Origin of the sequence: Streptomyces sp. NPDC000983 (assembly GCF_040299205.1) — a bacterium.
Classification (GTDB): Bacteria; Actinomycetota; Actinomycetes; order Streptomycetales; family Streptomycetaceae; genus Streptomyces.
Map to the genome: position 1 here is coordinate 129,507 of NZ_JBEPBM010000003.1, position 18,763 is coordinate 148,269.

Annotated in this window: 16 protein-coding genes and 1 pseudogene; 10 read left to right on the forward strand and 7 right to left on the reverse strand. The window is 72.8% G+C overall.

Translation table 11 applies throughout. The annotated features are described in order from the left end of the window. The first annotated feature begins 24 nt into the window (after positions 1–24). The 5 genes from ABT296_RS04605 (at position 25) to ABT296_RS04625 (ending at position 3,785) form a co-directional block, all read left to right on the forward strand. Entirely contained in the window at positions 25–516 is a 492-nt protein-coding gene (locus ABT296_RS04605; RefSeq protein ID WP_351923150.1) for a DUF3291 domain-containing protein, read from the forward strand. A gap of 115 nt (positions 517–631) precedes the next feature. Next, positions 632–1,570, forward strand: a complete 939-nt coding sequence (locus ABT296_RS04610; protein WP_351923152.1) for an AurF N-oxygenase family protein — start codon at positions 632–634, stop codon at positions 1,568–1,570. A 95-nt stretch (positions 1,571–1,665) separates the two neighbouring features. Further along, positions 1,666–2,319, forward strand: coding sequence for a TetR/AcrR family transcriptional regulator (locus ABT296_RS04615; RefSeq protein WP_351923154.1), 654 nt, complete (start codon positions 1,666–1,668; stop codon positions 2,317–2,319). Between the two features lie 10 nt (positions 2,320–2,329). Further along, on the forward strand, positions 2,330–2,632 hold the full coding sequence (locus ABT296_RS04620) for a DUF8847 domain-containing protein (protein ID WP_351923156.1): 303 nt from the start codon (positions 2,330–2,332) through the stop codon (positions 2,630–2,632). Between the two features lie 103 nt (positions 2,633–2,735). Then, positions 2,736–3,785, forward strand: coding sequence for a C40 family peptidase (locus ABT296_RS04625; RefSeq protein ID WP_351923158.1), 1,050 nt, complete (start codon positions 2,736–2,738; stop codon positions 3,783–3,785). Here the strand turns inward: ABT296_RS04625 and ABT296_RS04630 are convergent. From ABT296_RS04630 to ABT296_RS04650, 5 genes are read right to left on the reverse strand one after another with little or no spacing between them, the layout of a single operon-like run. Beyond that, positions 3,782–5,029: a styrene monooxygenase/indole monooxygenase family protein gene (locus tag ABT296_RS04630; RefSeq protein WP_351923160.1), complete on the reverse strand. Its 1,248-nt coding sequence runs from the start codon at positions 5,027–5,029 to the stop codon at positions 3,782–3,784. The two genes, ABT296_RS04625 and ABT296_RS04630, sit on opposite strands and share 4 nt — an antisense overlap. 25 nt (positions 5,030–5,054) lie before the next feature. After that, positions 5,055–5,693, reverse strand: a complete 639-nt coding sequence (locus ABT296_RS04635; protein ID WP_351923162.1) for a GTP-binding protein — start codon at positions 5,691–5,693, stop codon at positions 5,055–5,057. Beyond that, positions 5,674–6,087, reverse strand: a complete 414-nt coding sequence (locus ABT296_RS04640) for a DUF742 domain-containing protein (protein ID WP_351923164.1) — start codon at positions 6,085–6,087, stop codon at positions 5,674–5,676. The genes ABT296_RS04635 and ABT296_RS04640 overlap by 20 nt, the downstream gene beginning before the upstream one ends. After that, positions 6,084–6,587: a roadblock/LC7 domain-containing protein gene (locus ABT296_RS04645; RefSeq protein ID WP_351923166.1), complete on the reverse strand. Its 504-nt coding sequence runs from the start codon at positions 6,585–6,587 to the stop codon at positions 6,084–6,086. The genes ABT296_RS04640 and ABT296_RS04645 overlap by 4 nt, the downstream gene beginning before the upstream one ends. Continuing rightward, positions 6,584–9,571: a sensor histidine kinase gene (locus ABT296_RS04650; RefSeq protein ID WP_502977175.1), complete on the reverse strand. Its 2,988-nt coding sequence runs from the start codon at positions 9,569–9,571 to the stop codon at positions 6,584–6,586. Before ABT296_RS04650 ends, ABT296_RS04645 begins: the two co-directional genes overlap by 4 nt. A gap of 372 nt (positions 9,572–9,943) precedes the next feature. Here ABT296_RS04650 and ABT296_RS04655 point away from each other — a divergent pair. Then, a pseudogene (locus ABT296_RS04655) lies at positions 9,944–10,675 on the forward strand (hypothetical protein); the annotation flags it as partial. Between the two features lie 226 nt (positions 10,676–10,901). On the opposite strand, the gene ABT296_RS04660 reads toward ABT296_RS04655, so the two are convergent. Together ABT296_RS04660 and lon are read right to left on the reverse strand one after the other, a co-directional pair. Beyond that, the gene (locus ABT296_RS04660; protein ID WP_351923170.1) at positions 10,902–11,408 is read right to left on the reverse strand and encodes a MarR family winged helix-turn-helix transcriptional regulator; all 507 of its coding nucleotides are present in this window, start codon (positions 11,406–11,408) and stop codon (positions 10,902–10,904) included. A gap of 278 nt (positions 11,409–11,686) precedes the next feature. Continuing rightward, positions 11,687–14,089: an endopeptidase La gene (gene lon / locus ABT296_RS04665; RefSeq protein ID WP_351923172.1), complete on the reverse strand. Its 2,403-nt coding sequence runs from the start codon at positions 14,087–14,089 to the stop codon at positions 11,687–11,689. A gap of 275 nt (positions 14,090–14,364) precedes the next feature. On the opposite strand from lon, the gene ABT296_RS04670 reads away from it, so the two are divergent. The 4 genes from ABT296_RS04670 to ABT296_RS04685 all read left to right on the forward strand — a co-directional run bounded on the left by ABT296_RS04670 (position 14,365) and on the right by ABT296_RS04685 (position 18,666). Further along, the gene (locus ABT296_RS04670) at positions 14,365–15,885 is read left to right on the forward strand and encodes a sulfatase family protein (RefSeq protein WP_351923174.1); all 1,521 of its coding nucleotides are present in this window, start codon (positions 14,365–14,367) and stop codon (positions 15,883–15,885) included. Positions 15,886–16,003: 118 nt separating this feature from the next. Further along, the gene (locus ABT296_RS04675) at positions 16,004–16,681 is read left to right on the forward strand and encodes a spermine/spermidine synthase domain-containing protein (protein ID WP_351923176.1); all 678 of its coding nucleotides are present in this window, start codon (positions 16,004–16,006) and stop codon (positions 16,679–16,681) included. A 144-nt stretch (positions 16,682–16,825) separates the two neighbouring features. Beyond that, positions 16,826–17,566, forward strand: coding sequence for a response regulator transcription factor (locus tag ABT296_RS04680; RefSeq protein WP_351923178.1), 741 nt, complete (start codon positions 16,826–16,828; stop codon positions 17,564–17,566). Next, entirely contained in the window at positions 17,563–18,666 is a 1,104-nt protein-coding gene (locus ABT296_RS04685; RefSeq protein WP_351923180.1) for a sensor histidine kinase, read from the forward strand. The genes ABT296_RS04680 and ABT296_RS04685 overlap by 4 nt, the downstream gene beginning before the upstream one ends. Positions 18,667–18,763: the final 97 nt, after the last annotated feature.

Genomic DNA, 18,763 nt, shown 5'->3' on the forward strand with positions numbered 1-18,763 from the left:
GCGGGCCGACCTACCGTTCGGTCCATGACCGCCGGATTCGAACTCGCCCAGGTGAACATCGGCCGCCTCAAAGCCCCTCTGGACACTCCCCTGTTGAAGGACTTCGTCGACGCGCTCGACCCGGTCAACGCGGACGCCGACTCGGCCGACGGGTTCGTCTGGCGGCTGCAGGGCGACACCGGTGACGCCACGGACGTGCCCGTGCTCGGGGACGAGTGGCTGATCATCAACATGTCGGTGTGGCGGGACGCGCAGGCGCTGACGACGTACATGTACCAGGGCCGGCACCGGGAGATGCTCGCGCGTCGGCGGGAGTGGTTCGAGCATGTGCGGGAGGCGATGGTGACCCTGTGGTGGGTCCCGGCGGGCCACCGTCCGACGGTCGCCGAGGCGGAGGAGCGGCTGCTGCATCTGCGCGCCCACGGTCCGACGCCGTACGCCTTCACGCTGCGGACGCCGTTCCCGGCGCAGGGGGCGGCCCCGGAGGTCCCGGACGGTCTCGGGTGTTCGGTGTAGGTCCGCGACGAGTGCAGCACGAACGAGTGCCGCACAGGGGATTGACGACCTTGCTGACGAGCAGTCTCATAAGACTACGGAGGATGTGACCCCGGGGTAACGAGTTGGGAGAGCCATGACGACGCTCACGGATGCCGACGCGGTCGCGGGCCTGCGCGACGCGCTGGGCCTGCTCAAGGACCGGGAGCAGGTGGCCGAACGGCTCCTCGACTCCTCCGCGAAGCACTCCTTCGACCCCGACACGGAGCTGGACTGGGACGCGCCCTTCGAGGAGGGCAAGTGGTTCTGGCCGCCGGAGCTGGTCTCGCTGTACGACACCCCCCTGTGGAAGAGGATGGGCGAGGAGCAGCGGATCCTGCTGTCCCAGCACGAGGCGGCGGCGCTGGCCTCCCTGGGCATCTGGTTCGAGCTGATCCTGATGCAGCTGCTGGTCCGGCACATCTACGACAAGGCGGCCACGAGCGCCCACGTCCGGTACGCGCTGACCGAGATCGAGGACGAGTGCCGGCACTCGAAGATGTTCGCCCGGCTGATCTCCCGCGGTGAGACCCCGTGGTACCCGGTGAGCCGGGCGCACCAGAACCTGGGCCGCCTGTTCAAGACCGTCTCCACGACCCCGGGTTCCTTCACGGCGACACTGCTCGGCGAGGAGGTCCTGGACTGGATGCAGCGGCTGACCTTCCCCGACGAGCGGGTGCAGCCCCTGGTCCGGGGCGTGACGCGGATCCATGTCGTGGAGGAGGCGCGGCACGTCCGCTACGCCCGCGAGGAGCTGCGGCGGCAGATGCTGACGGCGCCGCGGTGGTCGCGGGAGTTCACCAGGGTGACGTCCGGCGAGTTCGCGCGGGTGTTCTCGGTGGCGTTCGTGAACCCGGAGGTCTACACGAACCTGGGGCTGGACCGCCGGGAGGCGGTGGCGCAGGTGCGGGCCAGCGGGCACCGGCGCGAGGTCATGCAGACCGGCGCCCGGCGGCTGACGGACTTCCTGGACGACATCGGCGTGCTGCGCGGCGTGGGCCGCCGGCTGTGGAAGTCGTCGGGGCTGCTGGCCTAGGCCCCTTCTGATTTGATCTCCGCGGGCGCCGGGAACCGGACGGTCGCGGAGATGGGGCGGTCCCGGCTCCGGCGGCAGCGGTTACGCTGCACGTCATGAGCCCCCCGGCCTCCACACCCGCCTATCGCCGTCTCAGCGTCGAGGAGCGGCGAAGCCAGTTGCTCGCCTCCGCCCTGTCGCTCTTCGCGCACCGGGCGCCGGAGGAGGTGTCGCTCGACGACGTGGCGGAGGCCGCCGGAGTCTCCCGGCCGCTGGTGTACCGGTACTTCCCCGGCGGCAAGCAGCAGCTCTACGAGGCCGCGCTGCGCTCCGCGGCCGAGGAGCTCCAGCAGTGCTTCGACGAGCCGCGCGAGGGGCCCCGGCTCGCCCGGCTCGGGCGGGCGCTCGACCGGTACCTCGCCTTCGTCGACGGGCACGACGCCGGGTTCACCGCCCTGCTCCAGGGCGGCAGCGTGGTGGAGACCTCCCGGACCACCGCCATCGTCGACGGGGTGCGGCGGACCGCGGCCGAGCACATTCTCAGCCATCTCGGCGTCACCGAGCCCGGACTGCGGCTGCGGATGACGGTCAAGGTGTGGATCACCGCGGTGGAGGCGGCGTCCCTGATCTGGCTCGACGAGGACAAGCAGCCGCCCGTCGGGGAACTGCGCGACTGGCTGGTGGACCAGTTCGTCGCCGTGCTCTCGGTGACCGGCGCCCGCGACCCGCAGACCGCGGCGCTGGTCGAGGCCCTCGCCGGGGATGCCTGACACTGGTGCCGTGAAGAGCGAAGACACCCCCTTCGTGGGCGGGCCCCTGGACGGCCGGGTCCTGCCCGTGCTGCTGGGGATCACCGGGCATCCGCCCAAGACGTACCGCGTGCCCGTCCCGGCCCCCGACGGCGGTCCGCCGACCGTGCTCGTCTACCGGCGCGTGCCCCGCGTCGAGGGCCGGCACGTCGGGCTGAGCCGGCGCTGGAAGTACACCTACGAACCCGAGGGGCGGGCGGAGCGCCGGCCGAGGTGGCCGTGGACGAAGCCAGACGCCACGCCGGGCGGCAAGCCGGACGACGCGGACGGGTGACGCCGTTGCGCCGAACCGCGCACACCCGGCGCGCGGCGGACGGGCGCCCGCCGGATGCTCGCGGTGCGGGGCAGAGGGGCTGACCCGCGCCGGAGGTGATGGCGTGTCAGGAAGGCTTCTGCGTCTGGTGTGCGCGGCGGCGACGGCCGGCGCCGTCCTCGCGCCGGTGCCCGCCGCGGCCGTACCGGAACCCGGTGAGCGGTCCGTGTCACGGCTGCTGACGGATCTTCAGCGGCTGTACCGGGAGGCCGAGCGGGCCACCGAGACGTACAACGCCACCGAGGAGAAGCTCAAGGTCCAGCGCGGCGAGTCCGGGCGGCTGGACCGTGAGCTCGCCCGGGTCCGGCTCTCCCTGCACCACAGCCGCGGCGCGGCCGGACGGCTGGCCCGGCAGCAGTACCAGAGCAGCACCGAGATCTCCGGTTACGTACGGCTGCTGCTCGCCCGCGATCCGCAGCGCGCGCTCGAACAGGGGCATGTGATCGGGCAGTTGGCGCGGGAGCGGGCCGAGACGGTGGGGCGGCTGACCGGCAGCGAGCGCCGGGCCGGGGAGCTGGCCCGCAAGGCGCGCGCGGCCCTGGACAAGGAGCTCACCCTCGCCGAGCGGCAGCGCGAGGACCGGGACGAGGTGAAGGCCCGGCTCGCGGACGTGGAGGGGATGCTCGCCTCCCTCAGCACCGAACAGCTGGCCGGCATCGCCGAGTTGGAGAAGCGGGACATCAGCAGGGCGCAGCAGGACCTGGTGACCTCGGGGGCGCTGGGCAGTGCTCAGCGGGAGGCGTCCGAGGCGGGTGAACGGGCGGTGGAGTACGCGCTGCGACAGCTCGGCAAGCCCTACGAGTGGGGCGCCGAGGGCCCGGAGACGTACGACTGCTCGGGGCTCACGTCGATGGCGTGGAACCACGCGGGTACGCCGCTGCCCCGCACCAGCCAGGAGCAGTGGGCGCGGCTGCCGCGCGTCCCGCTGACCGAACTGCGCCCGGGGGATCTGGTCGTCTACCACGACGACGCCACCCATGTGGCGCTCTACCTGGGCGAGGGCGAGGTGGTCGAGGCACCGCGCACGGGCGAGCGGGTCACGATCTCACCGATCGCCTCCCACCCGATCCTGGGAGCCGTCCGCCCGGACGGCCCCCAGGGGGAAGCTCCCTAGGACAGGGAAGCGAGGTAGGCGCCCGTCTTCTCCGGGTCGTAGAAGAAGTTCTCGAAGTCGGCCGGGTCGTCGAAGGCGTTGGCGAAGCGGTCGGCGGCGGGCTGGAGTTGGCCGGCTGCGCCGATCAGGTTGAGGATGTGCTCCGGCGGCGGGGCCAGCATGGCGTTGGTCCACTTGGTGACGTGCCGGGCGGTGTCCCAGTAGCGGTCGAAGGTCGCCCGCATCCACTCCTCGTCGAACGGCTTGTCGCCGTGTTCGAGGATGGACGCCAGGTAGGCGGCGGCGCACTTGGACGCCGAGTTGGAGCCCTGGCCGGTGATCGGGTCGTTCGCGACGACGACGTCGGCGACGCCGAGGACCAGGCCGCCGCCGGGGAGCCGGCCGATCGGGTTGCGGACGGTCGGCGCGTAGCGGCCGGCCAGGGTGGCGCCGGCGTCGGTGAGTTCGACCTTCGTGGCCCGCGCGTACTCCCACGGGGTGTACGTCTCCATGAGTCCCAGGGTCAGGGAGAGGTGCTCCGCGGGGTCCTTGACGCCCTTGAAGACGTCGAGCGGGCCGCCGGGTATGCCCTCCCAGAACAGGATGTCGGCGCGGCCGGAGGTGGTCAGCGTCGGCATCACGAACAGCTCGCCGACGCCGGGGACCAGGTTGCAGCGGACGGCGTCGAAGTCGGGGTGCTCGGGGCGCGGGCCGAGGCCGTGGACGTAGGCGACCGCGAGGGCCCGCTGGGGCTCGCTGTACGGGGAGCGCTCGGCGTCCCGGCCGAACATCGAGACCAGCTCGCCCTTGCCCGCCGACACCAGGACCAGGTCGTAGGTGCGGGAGAAGTAGTCGAGGTCGCCGACCGCGGCGCCGTGGATGACGAGCTGGCCGCCCCGCTGGGCGAAGGTCTCCATCCAGCCGGCCATCTTCACCCGCTGGTCCACGGACTGCGCGAACCCGTCGAGGTGCCCCACCCAGTCGATCGCGCGGGCCGCCGGGCCCTCGGCCCAGGAACCCGGTGCCGCCACCGAGACGCCGAGTCCTTCGATCTTCGGGGCCTGGGACTCCCAGAAGTTCAGCTGGAGATCGCGCTCGTGCTGGAGGGCGGTGTGGAACATGCACTGCGTCGACATGACCCGGCCGGTGCGGATCTCGTCCGCGGTCCGGTTGGACATGAGGGTGACCTCGTACCCGTTCGACTGGAGTCCGAGGGCGAGCTGGAGGCCGGACTGGCCGGCCCCGACGACGAGTATCTTCCGCATACGGGGTGTGGCTCCTTGGTCGGGACTACTCGGGGGTTTCGTCGAGCGCGTGGCCCACGAGGGCCAGGAGGGTCTCGATCGCCGAGATCTTGCGCCGCGCGTCCATGATCATGACAGGTATGTGCGGCGGGATCGTGAGCGCCTCCCGCACGTCCGCCGGCTCGAACCGCTCGCTGCCGTCGAAGTGGTTGACCGCCACGACGTACGGCAGCCCGCAGCTCTCGAAGTAGTCCAGCGCCGGGAAGCAGTCCTTCAGCCGGCGGGTGTCGGCGAGGACGACCGCGCCGATCGCGCCGCGCACCAGGTCGTCCCACATGAACCAGAACCGCTGCTGGCCCGGCGTGCCGAACAGGTAGAGCACCAGGTCGTCGTCGAGCGTGATGCGGCCGAAGTCCATGGCCACGGTGGTGGTCAGCTTCTGCGGCGTGGCGGTGAGGTCGTCGGTCTCCTCGCTCGCCTCGGTCATCAGCGCCTCGGTCTGCAGCGGCGTGATCTCCGAGACGGCGGTGACCAGGGTGGTCTTGCCGACGCCGAACCCGCCCGCCACGACTATCTTCGTGGCGATGGGGGCGCGGGTGCGCTCCGTCTGCCAAGGCTGTTCGGGCCCCTCGTCGTCGAGGAGCGGGGAGACACCGCGAGCGGCGTCAGAGACGGCGGAGTCCACTCAGCACCCTTTCCAGCAGCGCCCGGTCCGGACGGCCCGTGCCGTGGCCGGTTCCGGTGCCGTATACACGAATCTTTCCCTGGTCCGCGAGGTCGCTCAGGAGCACGCGGACCACGCCGAGCGGCATCCTCAGCAGCGCGGCGATCTCGGCCACCGTGCGCATACGGCGGCAGAGTTCGACGATGGCCCGCATCTCCGGCATCACCCGGGTGGCGAGGCCGCCGTTCGTCAGCTCCTTGCGCTCCTTGGGGGCCTCCAGCGCCGCGACGAACGTCTCCACGAGGAGGACGTGGCCGAAGCGGGTACGGCCGCCGGTGAGCGAGTAGGGGCGCACGCGGGCGGGTTTGCGGTCGCCGCCGCGGACGGGGAGCTTCTTCGGTGTGCGGCTGCTCATCGGGTGCTCCCGGTCGACTCGGCTTCCAGGGACTGGCGCAGTTCGCTGCGGAGTTCGGGGGTGAGCACATGGCCGGCGCGGCCCACGAACAGGGCCATGTGGTACGCGACGACGCTCATGTCGCAGTCCGCGGAGCCGTGGACGCCGAGCAGTGAGCCGTCGCTGATGGACATCACGAACAGGCTGCCCTCGTCCATGGCGACCATGGTGTGGCGCACCGCGCCGGAGTCCATCAGACGGGCGGCGCCGATGGTGAGGCTGCCGATGCCGGAGACGACGGTGGCGAGGTCCGCCGCGGAACCCCGGGGGCCGCGGGGACGGGCGGCCCGGTTCTCCCGGGCCTCGTCGTTGCGGCCCTGGTCGGAGGAGAGCAGGAGCAGGCCGTCGGAGGAGACCACGGCGACCGACTCGATGCCCGGCACCTCCTCGACCAGGTTCGTCAGCAGCCAGTGCAGGTTGCGGGCTTCACTGCTCAGTCCGAAGGTACTGGGCGCGGTCAACTGCTTGCCTCCTCGACGGTGCCCCCCATGGCTTCCTCGGGTTCACTGACGGGCGTGGTCGTGCGACCCGTCTCTTCTGCGATCTCGGCCGCCACGTCGCGGTATCCGGCTGCCGCCCCCCGGCGGAAGCCTCCCAGGCGACGGCGCAGCGCGTCGGCGTCCACCGAGCCGGTCCGCCGGCTCGGTGCCTGCGCGGGTGCGCTGATCTTCGGGGTCCGCTTGGGCAGGCCCTTGTCGGTGAGCTGTTCGTCCTCGGCCCGCTCGTGCTGTGTCTCTTCGGCGGGCGGTTCGGGGCGCGTCTGGGTTCGCGGTTCGGCGCGCGGGTGCTTCGTGCGGGCGTCGGTCGCGGGCTGGGTGCCGGTCGCGGGCGGGGCGTCGGCCTCGCGCACGGCGGCTTCCGGAGCGGCGGCTTCCGGAGCGGCGGCGGGGGCGGGTATGGAGACCGGGCCCGCGGTGGGGGCCGGCTCGGACCGCTCCTGCTCCTGAGCCGGTTCCGGGGCCGGTTCCGGTGTCTGCGCGAGCGGGACCAGCAGTTCCATGGTGGTCTCGGCGGGCGTCTCGACGGGGGCTTTCGCGGGCGCCTTCGTGGGCGTCCCGGCGTCGGGACTCACCGGGGCCTCGGGATTCACCGCGGCCTCGGGCGCCCCGGCTGCCGCCCGCGCCTCGGGCTCCGTCGGCCGCGGCCGGGTCTCCTCGGGCTCGGTCCGCTCCTGGGCCCGGTGCACGGCCCGCTCGGCCAGCGCCACCAGACGGTCGTCGTCGTGGCCCCGGCCGCCGCGCAGGACGTTGGAGTTGGCCTCCGCGTCGGCGCCCGGCAGGGAGAAGGCGGCGGTGCCACCGGGGACCGGGCCGGTGGCCGGGACCGCGGCGGAGGGGGCCGCGGTGAGCAGCGGCTTGGGCAGGACCACCACCGCCGTCACCCCGCCCTGCTTCTTCTGCTCGCGGAGCTGCACCCGGATGCCGTGGCGGTGGGCGAGGCGGGCGACGACGTAGAGGCCGAGGCCCAGGCCCTGTTCGCCCTCGTGGTCGTAGGCGGCGTCGGGGTCGAGTTCGGTCAGGCGGGTGTTGAGGACGGCGAGCCGGTCCTCGGTCATGCCGATGCCCTCGTCCTGGACGGAGAGCATCACCTCGCCGCTCTCCAGGAGCCAGCCGGAGACCTCCACCGGAAGGTCCGGCGGGGAGAACGAGGTGGCGTTCTCCATCAGTTCGGCCAGCAGGTGGGAGAGGTCGTCGGCCGCGAAGCCCGCGATGTGGGCGTGCGGCGGGAGCGCGGCGATACGGACCCGCTCGTAGCGCTCGATCTCGCTGACCGCCGCGCGGACCACGTCCACCAGCGGGACCGGGCCCGTGCTGTGCTGGACGTGTTCGGTGCCCGCCAGCACCAGCAGGTTCTCGCTGTGGCGGCGCATCACGGTGGCGAAGTGGTCCAGCTTGAACAGGGTGGCCAGCCGCTCCGGGTCCTGCTCCCGCTCCTCCAGGCCCTCGATCACGGTCAGTTGGCGCTCGACCAGTCCCAGGGTGCGCAGGGCGAGGCTGACGAAGGTGGAGCCGATGCTGGTGCGCAGGCGCTCCAGCTGGGCGGCCGAGCCGGCCAGTTCGGTGCGCAGTTCCTCGCGGGCGTCGGCCATCTTCTGCCGCTGGCCGACCAGGTGCTTGCGGTCGGACTCCAGGGTGACCACGCGCTCGTGGAGGGTCACGGCCTGGGCGTGCAGGGCGTTGACCGAGTCGACGACCTTGGCGAACTCGTCCTTGCGGCCGGTGAACCGGACCGGTTCCTCCGCCGCCGGGTCCGCGGCGCCGGCCAGCCGGGCCGAGCCCAGGCGCAGGACGGCGAGGGGGCGGGTGAGGCCGCGGGCCATGCCGGTGGCGACGCCGATGGCGAGCAGCACCAGGAAGCCGAGGACCGCGATCCGGATCTCCAGCTCGGTGACGTCGTCGTCCCGCAGCAGGGCCAGGTTCTTGGTCCGGCGGTCGTGCAGGGCGGACTCGGCGCCGCGCATCATCTCGACGCGGGCGGAGAGCGCGTCGTCGAGCTTCTTCGCGCCGGTGGCGAGTTCGCCGGCGGAGAGGGTCGGCTGGTCGGTGAGGGCGGCGAGGTACTTCTCGGCGGCCTCGGCCTCCGGGCCGGTCACGGTGGAGTCGTAGGAGGTCACCGACTCCTTCGGCGCGGTCTCGCGGAAGTCGGCGAGGGCCGCGTCGGAGCGGAGGCGGGCCTCCTGGGCGGCGGCGGTGAGCGCGTCGCGCTGCTTGGCGTCGGAGGAGGTGGTGACCTCGGACGGCAGCCCCGTGACGGGGTCGATGACGGTCTGGGTGGTGCTCGGGACGCTGAGCGCGGCGAGCAGCAGACCGCGGGTGGACGCCGCCTGCTGCACGGCGGTGTCCAGCTCGGTGAGCGCGTGGGCGCCGGCACCGGCGCGCGGGGGCGTGTCCTCGGCGAGCCGCTCGGCGAGGCCGTGCAGTTCGGTGAGGGCGGCGGAGTACGCCTTGTGCGTTTCGAGAGCGGTGCTCTTCCCGGTGAGCGCCGCTCTGCGCAGGGCCGCGATGTCGTCCAAATCCGTGCGCAGGGAGGCCGGGATGTCGGGGTTGGCGCGCAGTTCCTCGACCAGCCGGTCGACCCGGGCGCCGCGCTGCTCCGAGGGCGCCTTGGCCTTGGGGCGGCCGGCGGCGACGTAGGAGGTGACCTCGTCGCGTTCGTCGGCGAGCGAGTGGGCGAGCGTGAGCGCGTCCTCGGTCTGTTCGGAGAGGGTCACCAGCTCCTGGGTGTCGTGCACCTGCGCGGAGGCGGTGACGATCGAGGGGGCGCCGGCCGCGGCGATGGCGGCGGCCACGACGGCCACCGCGATGATGAGCCTGTTGCGCACATGGGTGGGCCGACCCTTGCCGGCCGAGGTGGCGCCGGTCCCTTCCGTGCTGCCGGGCATGTGGTCCGGACCCCCTGCGTTGGCGGTCCGCTTGCCTGAGCGACGAGGCCGCGTCTTCTGCACCGGTGCTCGCATTCCTGAACTCGTGATACCCAAGAGACCCGGGTGACGCTCCGTCAATCGGCGCATACACCCCGGTACGCTTCCCGACCCTCCCAGTGCCGGTGGGCGGTGGTCTCGCATCACAAGACCCGCCACCCGAAGGAGTGAACCCCGGAGGGGAGTTGCCGGGCAAGTTTCCGTGGCCCTCGCACCGGGCGGGTCCGGCGGGCCGGTTGGACGTCCGGGGCGGGCGGTGGCAGGATTCGCCGCCACGCCTGCCCGGAGCGCATCATTCTTGCCCAAATCCGACGGCTGACCTGCGGGTGTGCGTCAATTGCGGGACGGTTGGCAGGCTTTGGCGGACGTTGTGAAAGGCTCGTGCAGACTGGCCGGATGCGCACGGAACTTGTCTCGGAGCCCGGTGATCCCGCGTACCCCAACGAGGACTTCGCCGGTGTCGTCCTGCCCGCCTCCGGACAGGGCGGCGCGGTGGTGGTGCTGGACGGGGTGACGCCGCCGCGGGGCGGGACCGGGTGTGTGCACTCCGTGCCCTGGTTCACCGCGCGGCTCGGGGGCGCGCTGACCGAACTGACCGTTTCACTCCCGGATGTTCCTCTCTCCGAGGTCCTGTCCGCCGCGGTGGCGCGTACCGCCGACGCGCACCGGGACACCTGTGACCTTTCTCACCCGCGCACGCCGCAGGCGACGGTGGTCCTCGCCCGCTGGTCGGCCGCGGCCGTCGAGTACCTGGTCCTCTCGGACTCGGCCCTGCTGGTGGAGTCGCCCGACGGCACGGTCACGGCACACCTGGACGACCGGCTCGCCCGTCTGCCCCGCTCCGCCCTCGCCTCGGCGGCGAGCGTCGACGCGGAGCTGCGCAACAAGGAGGGCGGCTTCTTCACGGCAGCCGCCGACCCCGCGGTGGCCGGGCGGGCGGTGACCGGGACCCTGCCCCGTTCCGGGGTGCGCTCCCTGGCCGCCCTGACGGACGGCGCGACGCGCTGGGTGGAGCGGTTCGGCGCCGGCGACTGGGCGGGGCTGCTGGCCGTCGTACGCGAGGAGGGCGCCGAGGCCCTCGTGAGCCGGGTACGGGACCTGGAGCGGGGGGAGGCGGGGCGGGGGCGGGAGGCGACCGACGCCGGGCGGGCGTCGGAAGCGACCGTCGCCGACCGGACGCCGGGAGCGGCAGCCCCCGGGCGGACCTCGGGAGCGGCCGACCCCGGGCGGACGCCTGAAGTGGCCGACGCCGCCCGGCCGCTGCCCCTGCGGGGCAAGGCGCACGACGACGCGACCGTGGTGTTCGTCCGGTTCCCGCCGACGGCGGAGACGGCAGGCTGAGGGCAGCCCGGCCCTAGCCCTCCATCTCCTGGTTCAGCTGGTTGAGCAGTCGGGCCAGTTCCGAGACCTCGCGCGGGTCCCAGCCGGAGAGCCGGCGCGCGTACCGCGCCCGCCGTGCCTCGCGCACCCTGCGCACCCGCCCGTGGCCCTCCTCGGTGAGGTGGACCAGCCAGGCCCGTCCGTCGGCGGGGTCGGGTTCGCGGGCGACCAGGCCGAGGTCCTCCAGGGCGCGCAGCTGGCGGGACATGGTGGCCTTGCCGACGCCGATGTAGGCGGCCAGCTCGGTGGCCCGCTGCCGTCCGCACTCGTCGAGGCGGATCAGCAGGCCGTACGCGGCGGACTCCAGGTCGGGGTGGACCTCGCGGGCCATCTCGCCCTGGCTGGCCCGGGCCCGGCGCAGCAGCACGGTCAGCTCGCGCTCCAGGGAGAGGAACTCGGGCTGCTCCAGGTCCCGTCCGGGCGGCCCGGCGGACACCCCCGATCCGACCCGACGTCCGTCGCCGTTTCCCTCTTCGCGCACGTCAGCCCCTGCCTCGGTTCCAGTTCCGAACGTTTCCGTCACATGCCGTCATCGCCGCGGTGCCGTCAGTATTTCGCAGGAGTAGACCAACGGCAGCCTCCCGGCCCTCCGCCACCCCCGGCCCCGTCCTCGACGTCACCACCGGGTCCGACCGGCATGGGCACGCGGACATTCTCGGACGGCCGACCAACAGCGGACCAACGGGCCGCGCCCCGGGCACGCGCGAGGGCCCGGACCCCACACCGGGGATCCGGGCCCTCGTGGTCCGGCCGCGTCCGTCACGCCGCGACCGGGACCTCCACTCCGGCGGGTGCCAGGGCGAGTTCGAGCACCTGGCGGACGTCCGTCACCGGGTGCACGTCCAGCTTCTCCAGGACCTCCGCCGGGACGTCGTCCAGGTCGGCCTCGTTCCGCTTGGGGATGACGACGGTCGTGATCCCCGCCCGGTGCGCGGCGAGCAGCTTCTGCTTCACCCCGCCGATCGGCAGCACCCGTCCGGTCAGCGACACCTCGCCAGTCATCGCCACGTCCGTACGGACCTGACGTCCGCTCAGGAGCGAGGCGAGGGCGGTCGTCATCGTGACGCCCGCGCTCGGCCCGTCCTTGGGCACCGCGCCCGCCGGGAAGTGGATGTGCACACCCCGGTCCTTCAGGTCGGCGACGGGCAGTTCCAGTTCGGCGCCGTGCGAGCGCAGGAAGGACAGGGCGATCTGCGCGCTCTCCTTCATCACGTCACCGAGCTGGCCGGTCAGGGTCAGGCCCGCCGCGCCCGTCTCCGGGTCGGCCAGGGACGCCTCCACGAAGAGCACGTCCCCGCCGGCTCCGGTGACCGCGAGGCCGGTCGCCACGCCCGGTACCGCGGTGCGGCGCTCCGCCGGGTCCTGGGCGGACTCGGGCACATGGTGCGGGCGCCCGATGAGACCGCGCAGTTCCGCGTCGGTCACCGTGAACGGCAGCTGCCGCTCCCCCAGTTCGTGCTGGGCCGCGACCTTGCGCAGCAGGCGCGCGATGGAGCGCTCCAGGGTGCGTACGCCGGCCTCGCGGGTGTACTCACCGGCGAGCCTGCGCAGCGCGCCCTCGTCGATGACGACCTCGTCCGGGTTGAGGCCGGCCCGCTCCAGCTGGCGCGGGAGCAGGTGGTCGCGGGCGATGACGACCTTCTCGTCCTCGGTGTAGCCGTCCAGGCGGACCAGCTCCATCCGGTCGAGCAGGGCCTCCGGGATGGCTTCCAGGACGTTGGCGGTGGCGAGGAAGACCACGTCCGACAGGTCCAGCTCCACCTCCAGGTAGTGGTCGCGGAAGGTGTGGTTCTGCGCCGGGTCGAGGACCTCCAGCAGGGCGGCGGCGGGGTCGCCGCGGAAGTCGGAGCCGACCTTGTCGATCTCGTCGAGCAGGACGACCGGGTTCATCGAACCGGCCTCCTTGACGGCCCGTACGATCCGGCCGGGCAGCGCGCCGACGTAGGTGCGCCGGTGGCCGCGGATCTCCGCCTCGTCGCGGACGCCGCCGAGGGCGACGCGGACGAACTTGCGGCCCATCGCGTGGGCGACGGACTCCCCCAGCGAGGTCTTGCCGACGCCGGGCGGGCCGACCAGGGCCAGGACGGCACCGCCGCGCCGGCCGCCGACGACGCCGAGCCCGCGCTCGCCGCGCCGCTTGCGGACGGCCAGGTACTCGGTGATGCGCTCCTTCACGTCCTGCAGTCCGGCGTGCTCGGCGTCCAGGACCGCCTTGGCGCCCTGGATGTCGTACCGGTCCTCGGTCCGCTCGTTCCACGGGAGTTCGAGGACGGTGTCGAGCCAGGTGCGGATCCAGGAGCCCTCGGGCGACTGGTCGCTGGAGCGCTCCAGCTTCTCGACCTCCTTCAGGGCCGCCTCGCGGACCTTCTCGGGCAGGTCGGCGGCCTCGACGCGGGCGCGGTAGTCGTCGGACTCCTCGCCCTCCGCCTCGCCGTTCAGCTCGCGCAGCTCCTTGCGCACGGCCTCCAGCTGGCGGCGGAGCAGGAACTCGCGCTGCTGCTTGTCGACGCCTTCCTGGACGTCCTTGGCGATGGTCTCGGCGACGTCCTGCTCGGCGAGGTGGTCGCGGAGCTGCTGGGTGGCGAGCTTCAGCCGGGCGACCGGGTCGGCGGTCTCCAGCAGCTCCACCTTCTGTTCGGTGGTGAGGAAGGGCGAGTAGCCGGAGTTGTCGGCGAGCGCGGAGACGTCGTCGATGGCCTGGACGCGGTCCACGACCTGCCAGGCGCCGCGCTTGCGCAGCCAGGCGGTGGCGAGCGCCTTGTACTCCTTCACCAGGTCGGCGACCTGTCCGGGCAGCGGGTCGGGCGCGGTGTCCTCGATCCGGGTGCCCTCGACCCACAGGGCCGCGCCGGGCCCGGTCGTCCCGGCGCCGATCCGCACCCGGTCGCGGGCCCGGATCAGGGCGCCCGGGTCGCCGTCGGCGAGCCGGCCCACCTGCTCGACCGTGCCGAGCACTCCGGTGCTCGCGTACGCGCCGTCGATGCGCGGGACCAGCAGCACCCGTGGCTTTCCCGGCTGGGACCGGGCGGCGACCTGGGCGGCCTCCACGGCGGCCCGTACGTCGGCGTCGTTCAGGTCCAGCGGGACCACCATTCCGGGCAGCACGACCTCGTCGTCGAGCGGCAGCACAGGCAGGGTGAGCGGTGTGGACGTCGAAGCCATGATCTCCCCTTCGGCAGTCAAGTTGAGCTATGCCGACTCAATGCATGGCGGGGGCCGAATGTTCCCCGGTGCTCGTTCGCTGTGAGCGATCAACCTCGCCGGGCCCGCTGAACCGGCATTTCCCGGGCGGACCTCTTGATCCACCGATCGCAGGGTTCCCGTGCGCCTCCCGCAACACGGTTCACAGGAACCGGCCCCAGACTGCAAGCTCACTCACAGCTTGCGAGCCCCGGCCAGGGCGGACGCGCGGGCTTCCACGGGGACTCGGGGGCAGGATGAGCCAGGCACAGGCACGAGGGCCCGCCCGGCGCGCGCTGATCGCGGGCGGGGCGGTGGCCGCGGCGGGGGCCGCGGTGCCCCTGGCCGTCAACGCGGCGGACGGCGGCGGCGAGCCGTCCGCACCGGCGGGCGGGCCCACGCGGACCGCGTCCCCGGCGGCCGGCCGGCACCCACGGACCGCCGCCCCCGTGGCGAGCCGGCGCCCGCCCGCGAGCCGGCGCCCACGCTCCGACGACCGGCCCAACATCCTCCTGGTGCTCACCGACGACCAGCCCAAGGAGACCGACTGGGCGCTGGACCGTACGACGGACTGGCTCGGCGGCAACGGCACCACGTTCGGGCGGGCGCACGCCAACACCCCGCTGTGCGCGCCGTCGAGGGCCTCGGTGATGACCGGCCGGCACGCCCACCGGCACGGCGTCCTGGACACCCGTCACCCCTCTTACCTGGACCAGCGCACGACGGTGCAGCGCCGGCTGCGCGAGGCGGGCTACCGCACCGGCCTGTTCGGCAAGTACCTCAACTTCTGGCGCACCGGCGACCCGCCGCCCCACTTCGACGAGTGGCTGCTCCAGGAGCCGGTGCGCTATGTCGACGGCCACTACAACGACAACGGCACCGTCCGGAACATCCCCGGCTACAACACCACCGTCATCAAGGACCGCGCGCTGGCCTTCATCGACGCCTCCCGCCAGGACGACCGCCCCTGGTTCGCGTACGTGGCCACGCGCTCGGCCCACGAGGTGAACGTCCCCGAGCCGCGCTACGCCCGCACCCCGGTGCCCGAGTGGGAGGGCAGGCCGTCGGTCTTCGAGACGGGCAAGGACGACAAGCCGCCGTTCCTGCGGGCCGCCCGGCACACCTTCGCCGAGGGCCGGGACCTGCGCGCCGGCCAGTTGCGCACTCTGCTCTCGGTGGACGACGCGATGCACGACTTCCGCGCGAAGCTGCGCGCGCTCGGCCAGCTGGAGAACACGCTGGTGCTGTTCACCAGCGACCACGGCCTGTGCTGGGGCGACCACGGCTGGCTGCGCAAGTCGGTGCCGTACCGGCCCGCCCTGGAGGTGCCGTTCCGGCTGTCCTGGCCGGCCGGCGGACTCGGCGCGTTCCGCGACGACGACCGGCTCACCGGCCTGGTCGACATCGCCCCGACCTTCCTGGACGCGGCCGGCCTGCCGCCCGATCCCGGTCACGACGGCCACTCCCTGCTGGACCGGGACAACGACCGCGACCACCTGCTCGCCCAGTGGTGGTGGAACCAGCAGGACCCGCGGCCGATCCACAGCTGGCGCTCGCTCATCGGCAGGACGGAGCAGTACACGGAGTACCACCGCGTCCGCCTCGACCACGCCGGCCGCCCGACCCGGGGCGACGGGAAGGTGCTGTTCCGGGAGTACTACGACCTGCGCGCCGACCCGCACCAGCTCGACAACCGGCTGCACGGGGCGAGCCCCGCGGAGGAACGGCGGCTCGGCATCCCCGGGCTGGCGAAGCGGCTGACGGCGGCGGTGACCTGAGCGGTCCTGGGGCGCGGGCGGCGCGCCGACCGGCCCCCGGGCGCGGGCGGGGGCCGAAGCGGCGGGGCCCCTGGGAAACCCGCCGGTCCTCGATCACCGGACCTGCCAGGATGAGCGGATGCCCACTGCGTACGACATCCCCGAAGTCCTGGACCGTCGCGAAGGCCCGCACGGCGAGGTCGTGCTGCGGCGGCACGGGGAGCTGCTCCAGATCATCGCCAACGGGTGCTTCCTGATGGACACCTCCGACGGCCGCTCCGAGCGCCTCCTGGTCGACGCGGCCCGCGACACCCTCGACGGGCGCCGCCGGCCGGACCTGCTGATCGGCGGTCTCGGCGTGGGGTTCTCGCTCGCACACGCCGCGGCCGACCCCGTCTGGGGCCGGATCGCGGTCGTCGAACGGGAGCGGGCCATCATCGACTGGCACCGCGCGGGGCCCCTGCGCGACCTCACGGAACAGGCCCTGGCGGACCCGCGCGCGCAGATCCTGGAAGCGGATCTCGTCGAGTACGTCAATGAGACTTCCGACACGTTCGACGCGCTCTGCCTGGACATCGACAACGGCCCCGACTGGACCGTCACGGAGGGCAACGACGGCCTGTACTCGGCCGGTGGACTGGCAAGCTGCGCAAGGGTGTTGCGGCCCGGCGGGGTGCTGGCCGTGTGGTCCGCGCAGCCCTCCCCGGAATTCGAAGAAACCTTGCGGAATGCCGGTTTCCAACAGGTGCGTACCGAAGAGATCCCCGTTGCCCGGGGCGTTCCGGACGTCGTCCACCTCGCCGTCCGACCTGGATAGCCGAGCTGCGGTGACTCCCCGTACGCTGCTGCCTTGGCGCGGATCATTCAAGCGTCAATCGCAGGCCTGCGCGGGACGAGGGCGGGCATGCGGCACAAGACGGATCACCCCACGGATTCCGGAAAGCAACTTCAGGGGCGGGCGATGGAGCAGACACACACCTCCCACAACGGCGCGGCGGCGGCGACCCCGGGCGCACAGCGCCGGGTCCTGGTGGTCGAGGACGACCCGACCATCGTGGACGCCATCGCGGCCCGTCTGCGCGCCGAGGGATTCCTCGTGCAGACCGCGGGCGACGGACCGTCGGCCGTGGACACGGCGGAGGCATGGCAGCCCGACCTGCTGATCCTCGACATCATGCTGCCGGGCTTCGACGGCCTGGAGGTCTGCCGCCGGGTGCAGGCGGCGCGGCCGGTGCCGGTGCTGATGCTGACGGCGCGGGACGACGAGACCGACATGCTGGTCGGCCTCGGCGTGGGCGCCGACGACTACATGACCAAGCCGTTCTCGATGCGGGAGCTGGCGGCCCGCGTGCATGTGCTGCTGCGGCGGGTGGAGCGGGCCGCGATCGCGGCCTCGACCCCGCGCAGCGGCATCCTGCGCCTGGGCGAGCTGGAGATCGACCACGCCCAGCGCCGGGTCCGGGTGCGCAGCGAGGACGTCCACCTGACGCCCACCGAGTTCGATCTCCTGGTGTGCCTGGCCAACACCCCGCGCGCGGTGCTCTCCCGGGAGCAGCTGCTGGCGGAGGTCTGGGACTGGGCTGACGCCTCCGGCACCCGGACCGTCGACAGCCACATCAAGGCGCTGCGCCGGAAGATCGGCGCCGAGCGGATCCGCACGGTGCACGGCGTGGGCTACGCGCTGGAGACACCGACGCCATGAGCGACGGGCCGGCGCGAAGAGACCCCGGGGAGCCCTGGGGCGGCGTACGTCCGTTCTCGATCAAGACCAAGCTGGGCGCGCTGGTCGTCATCTCGGTCCTGATCACCACGGGTCTGTCGGTGATCGCCGTGCAGACCAAGACCGAGCTGCGCTTCATCACGGTCTTCTCGATGATCGCCACCCTGCTGATCACGCAGTTCGTGGCGCACTCGCTCACCGCGCCGGTGGACGAGATGAACGCGGTGGCCCGCTCCATCTCGCACGGCGACTACTCGCGCCGGGTGCGCGAGAACCGCCGGGACGAGCTGGGCGGCCTGGCCGAGGCGATCAACGTCATGGCCGACGAGCTGGAGGCGCAGGACCAGCAGCGCAAGGAGCTGGTCGCGAACGTCTCGCACGAGCTGCGCACCCCCATCGCGGGGCTGCGCGCGGTGCTGGAGAACATCGTCGACGGCGTCACCGAGGCCGACCCGGAGACCATGCGCACCGCGCTCAAACAGACGGAGCGCCTCGGCCGGCTGGTGGACACCCTGATGGACCTGTCCCGCCTCGACAACGGCGTCGTACCGCTGCGCAAGCGCCGTTTCGAGGTGTGGCCGTATCTGTCCGGCGTGCTGAAGGAGGCCAACATGGTGGCCTCCACGCGGGCGGGCATCGCCTCCGGCTCCGGCGGGCACACCCGCACCGACGTCCACCTGCACCTCGACGTCTCGCCGCCGGAGCTGACCGCGCACGCGGACCCCGAGCGCATCCACCAGGTCGTGGCGAATCTCATCGACAACGCGGTCAAGCACAGCCCGCCGCACGGCCGGGTCACCGTGAAGGCCCGGCGCGGGGACCGGCCGGAGTCGCTGGAGCTGGAGGTGCTGGACGAGGGGCCCGGTATCCCGAGGTCGCAGTGGCACCGGGTCTTCGAGCGGTTCAACCGGGGTGCCGTGTCCGCGCCGCACGGTCCGGGCAGTGACGGCGGCACGGGTCTGGGGCTCGCCATCGCCCGCTGGGCGGTCGATCTGCACGGGGGCCGGATCGGAGTGGCCGAATCCGAGCGGGGCTGCCGGATTCTTGTCACTCTTCCGGGACTGTCTTCCGCGTCCAATTGACGTAAGGTTCGATTCGGAGCCACAAGATCCACGGGCGTCGGTGCTGACGGACACGTGTGATCAGGCGAAGGCCCGCGCTTCTCATGCGCCTGGCCTG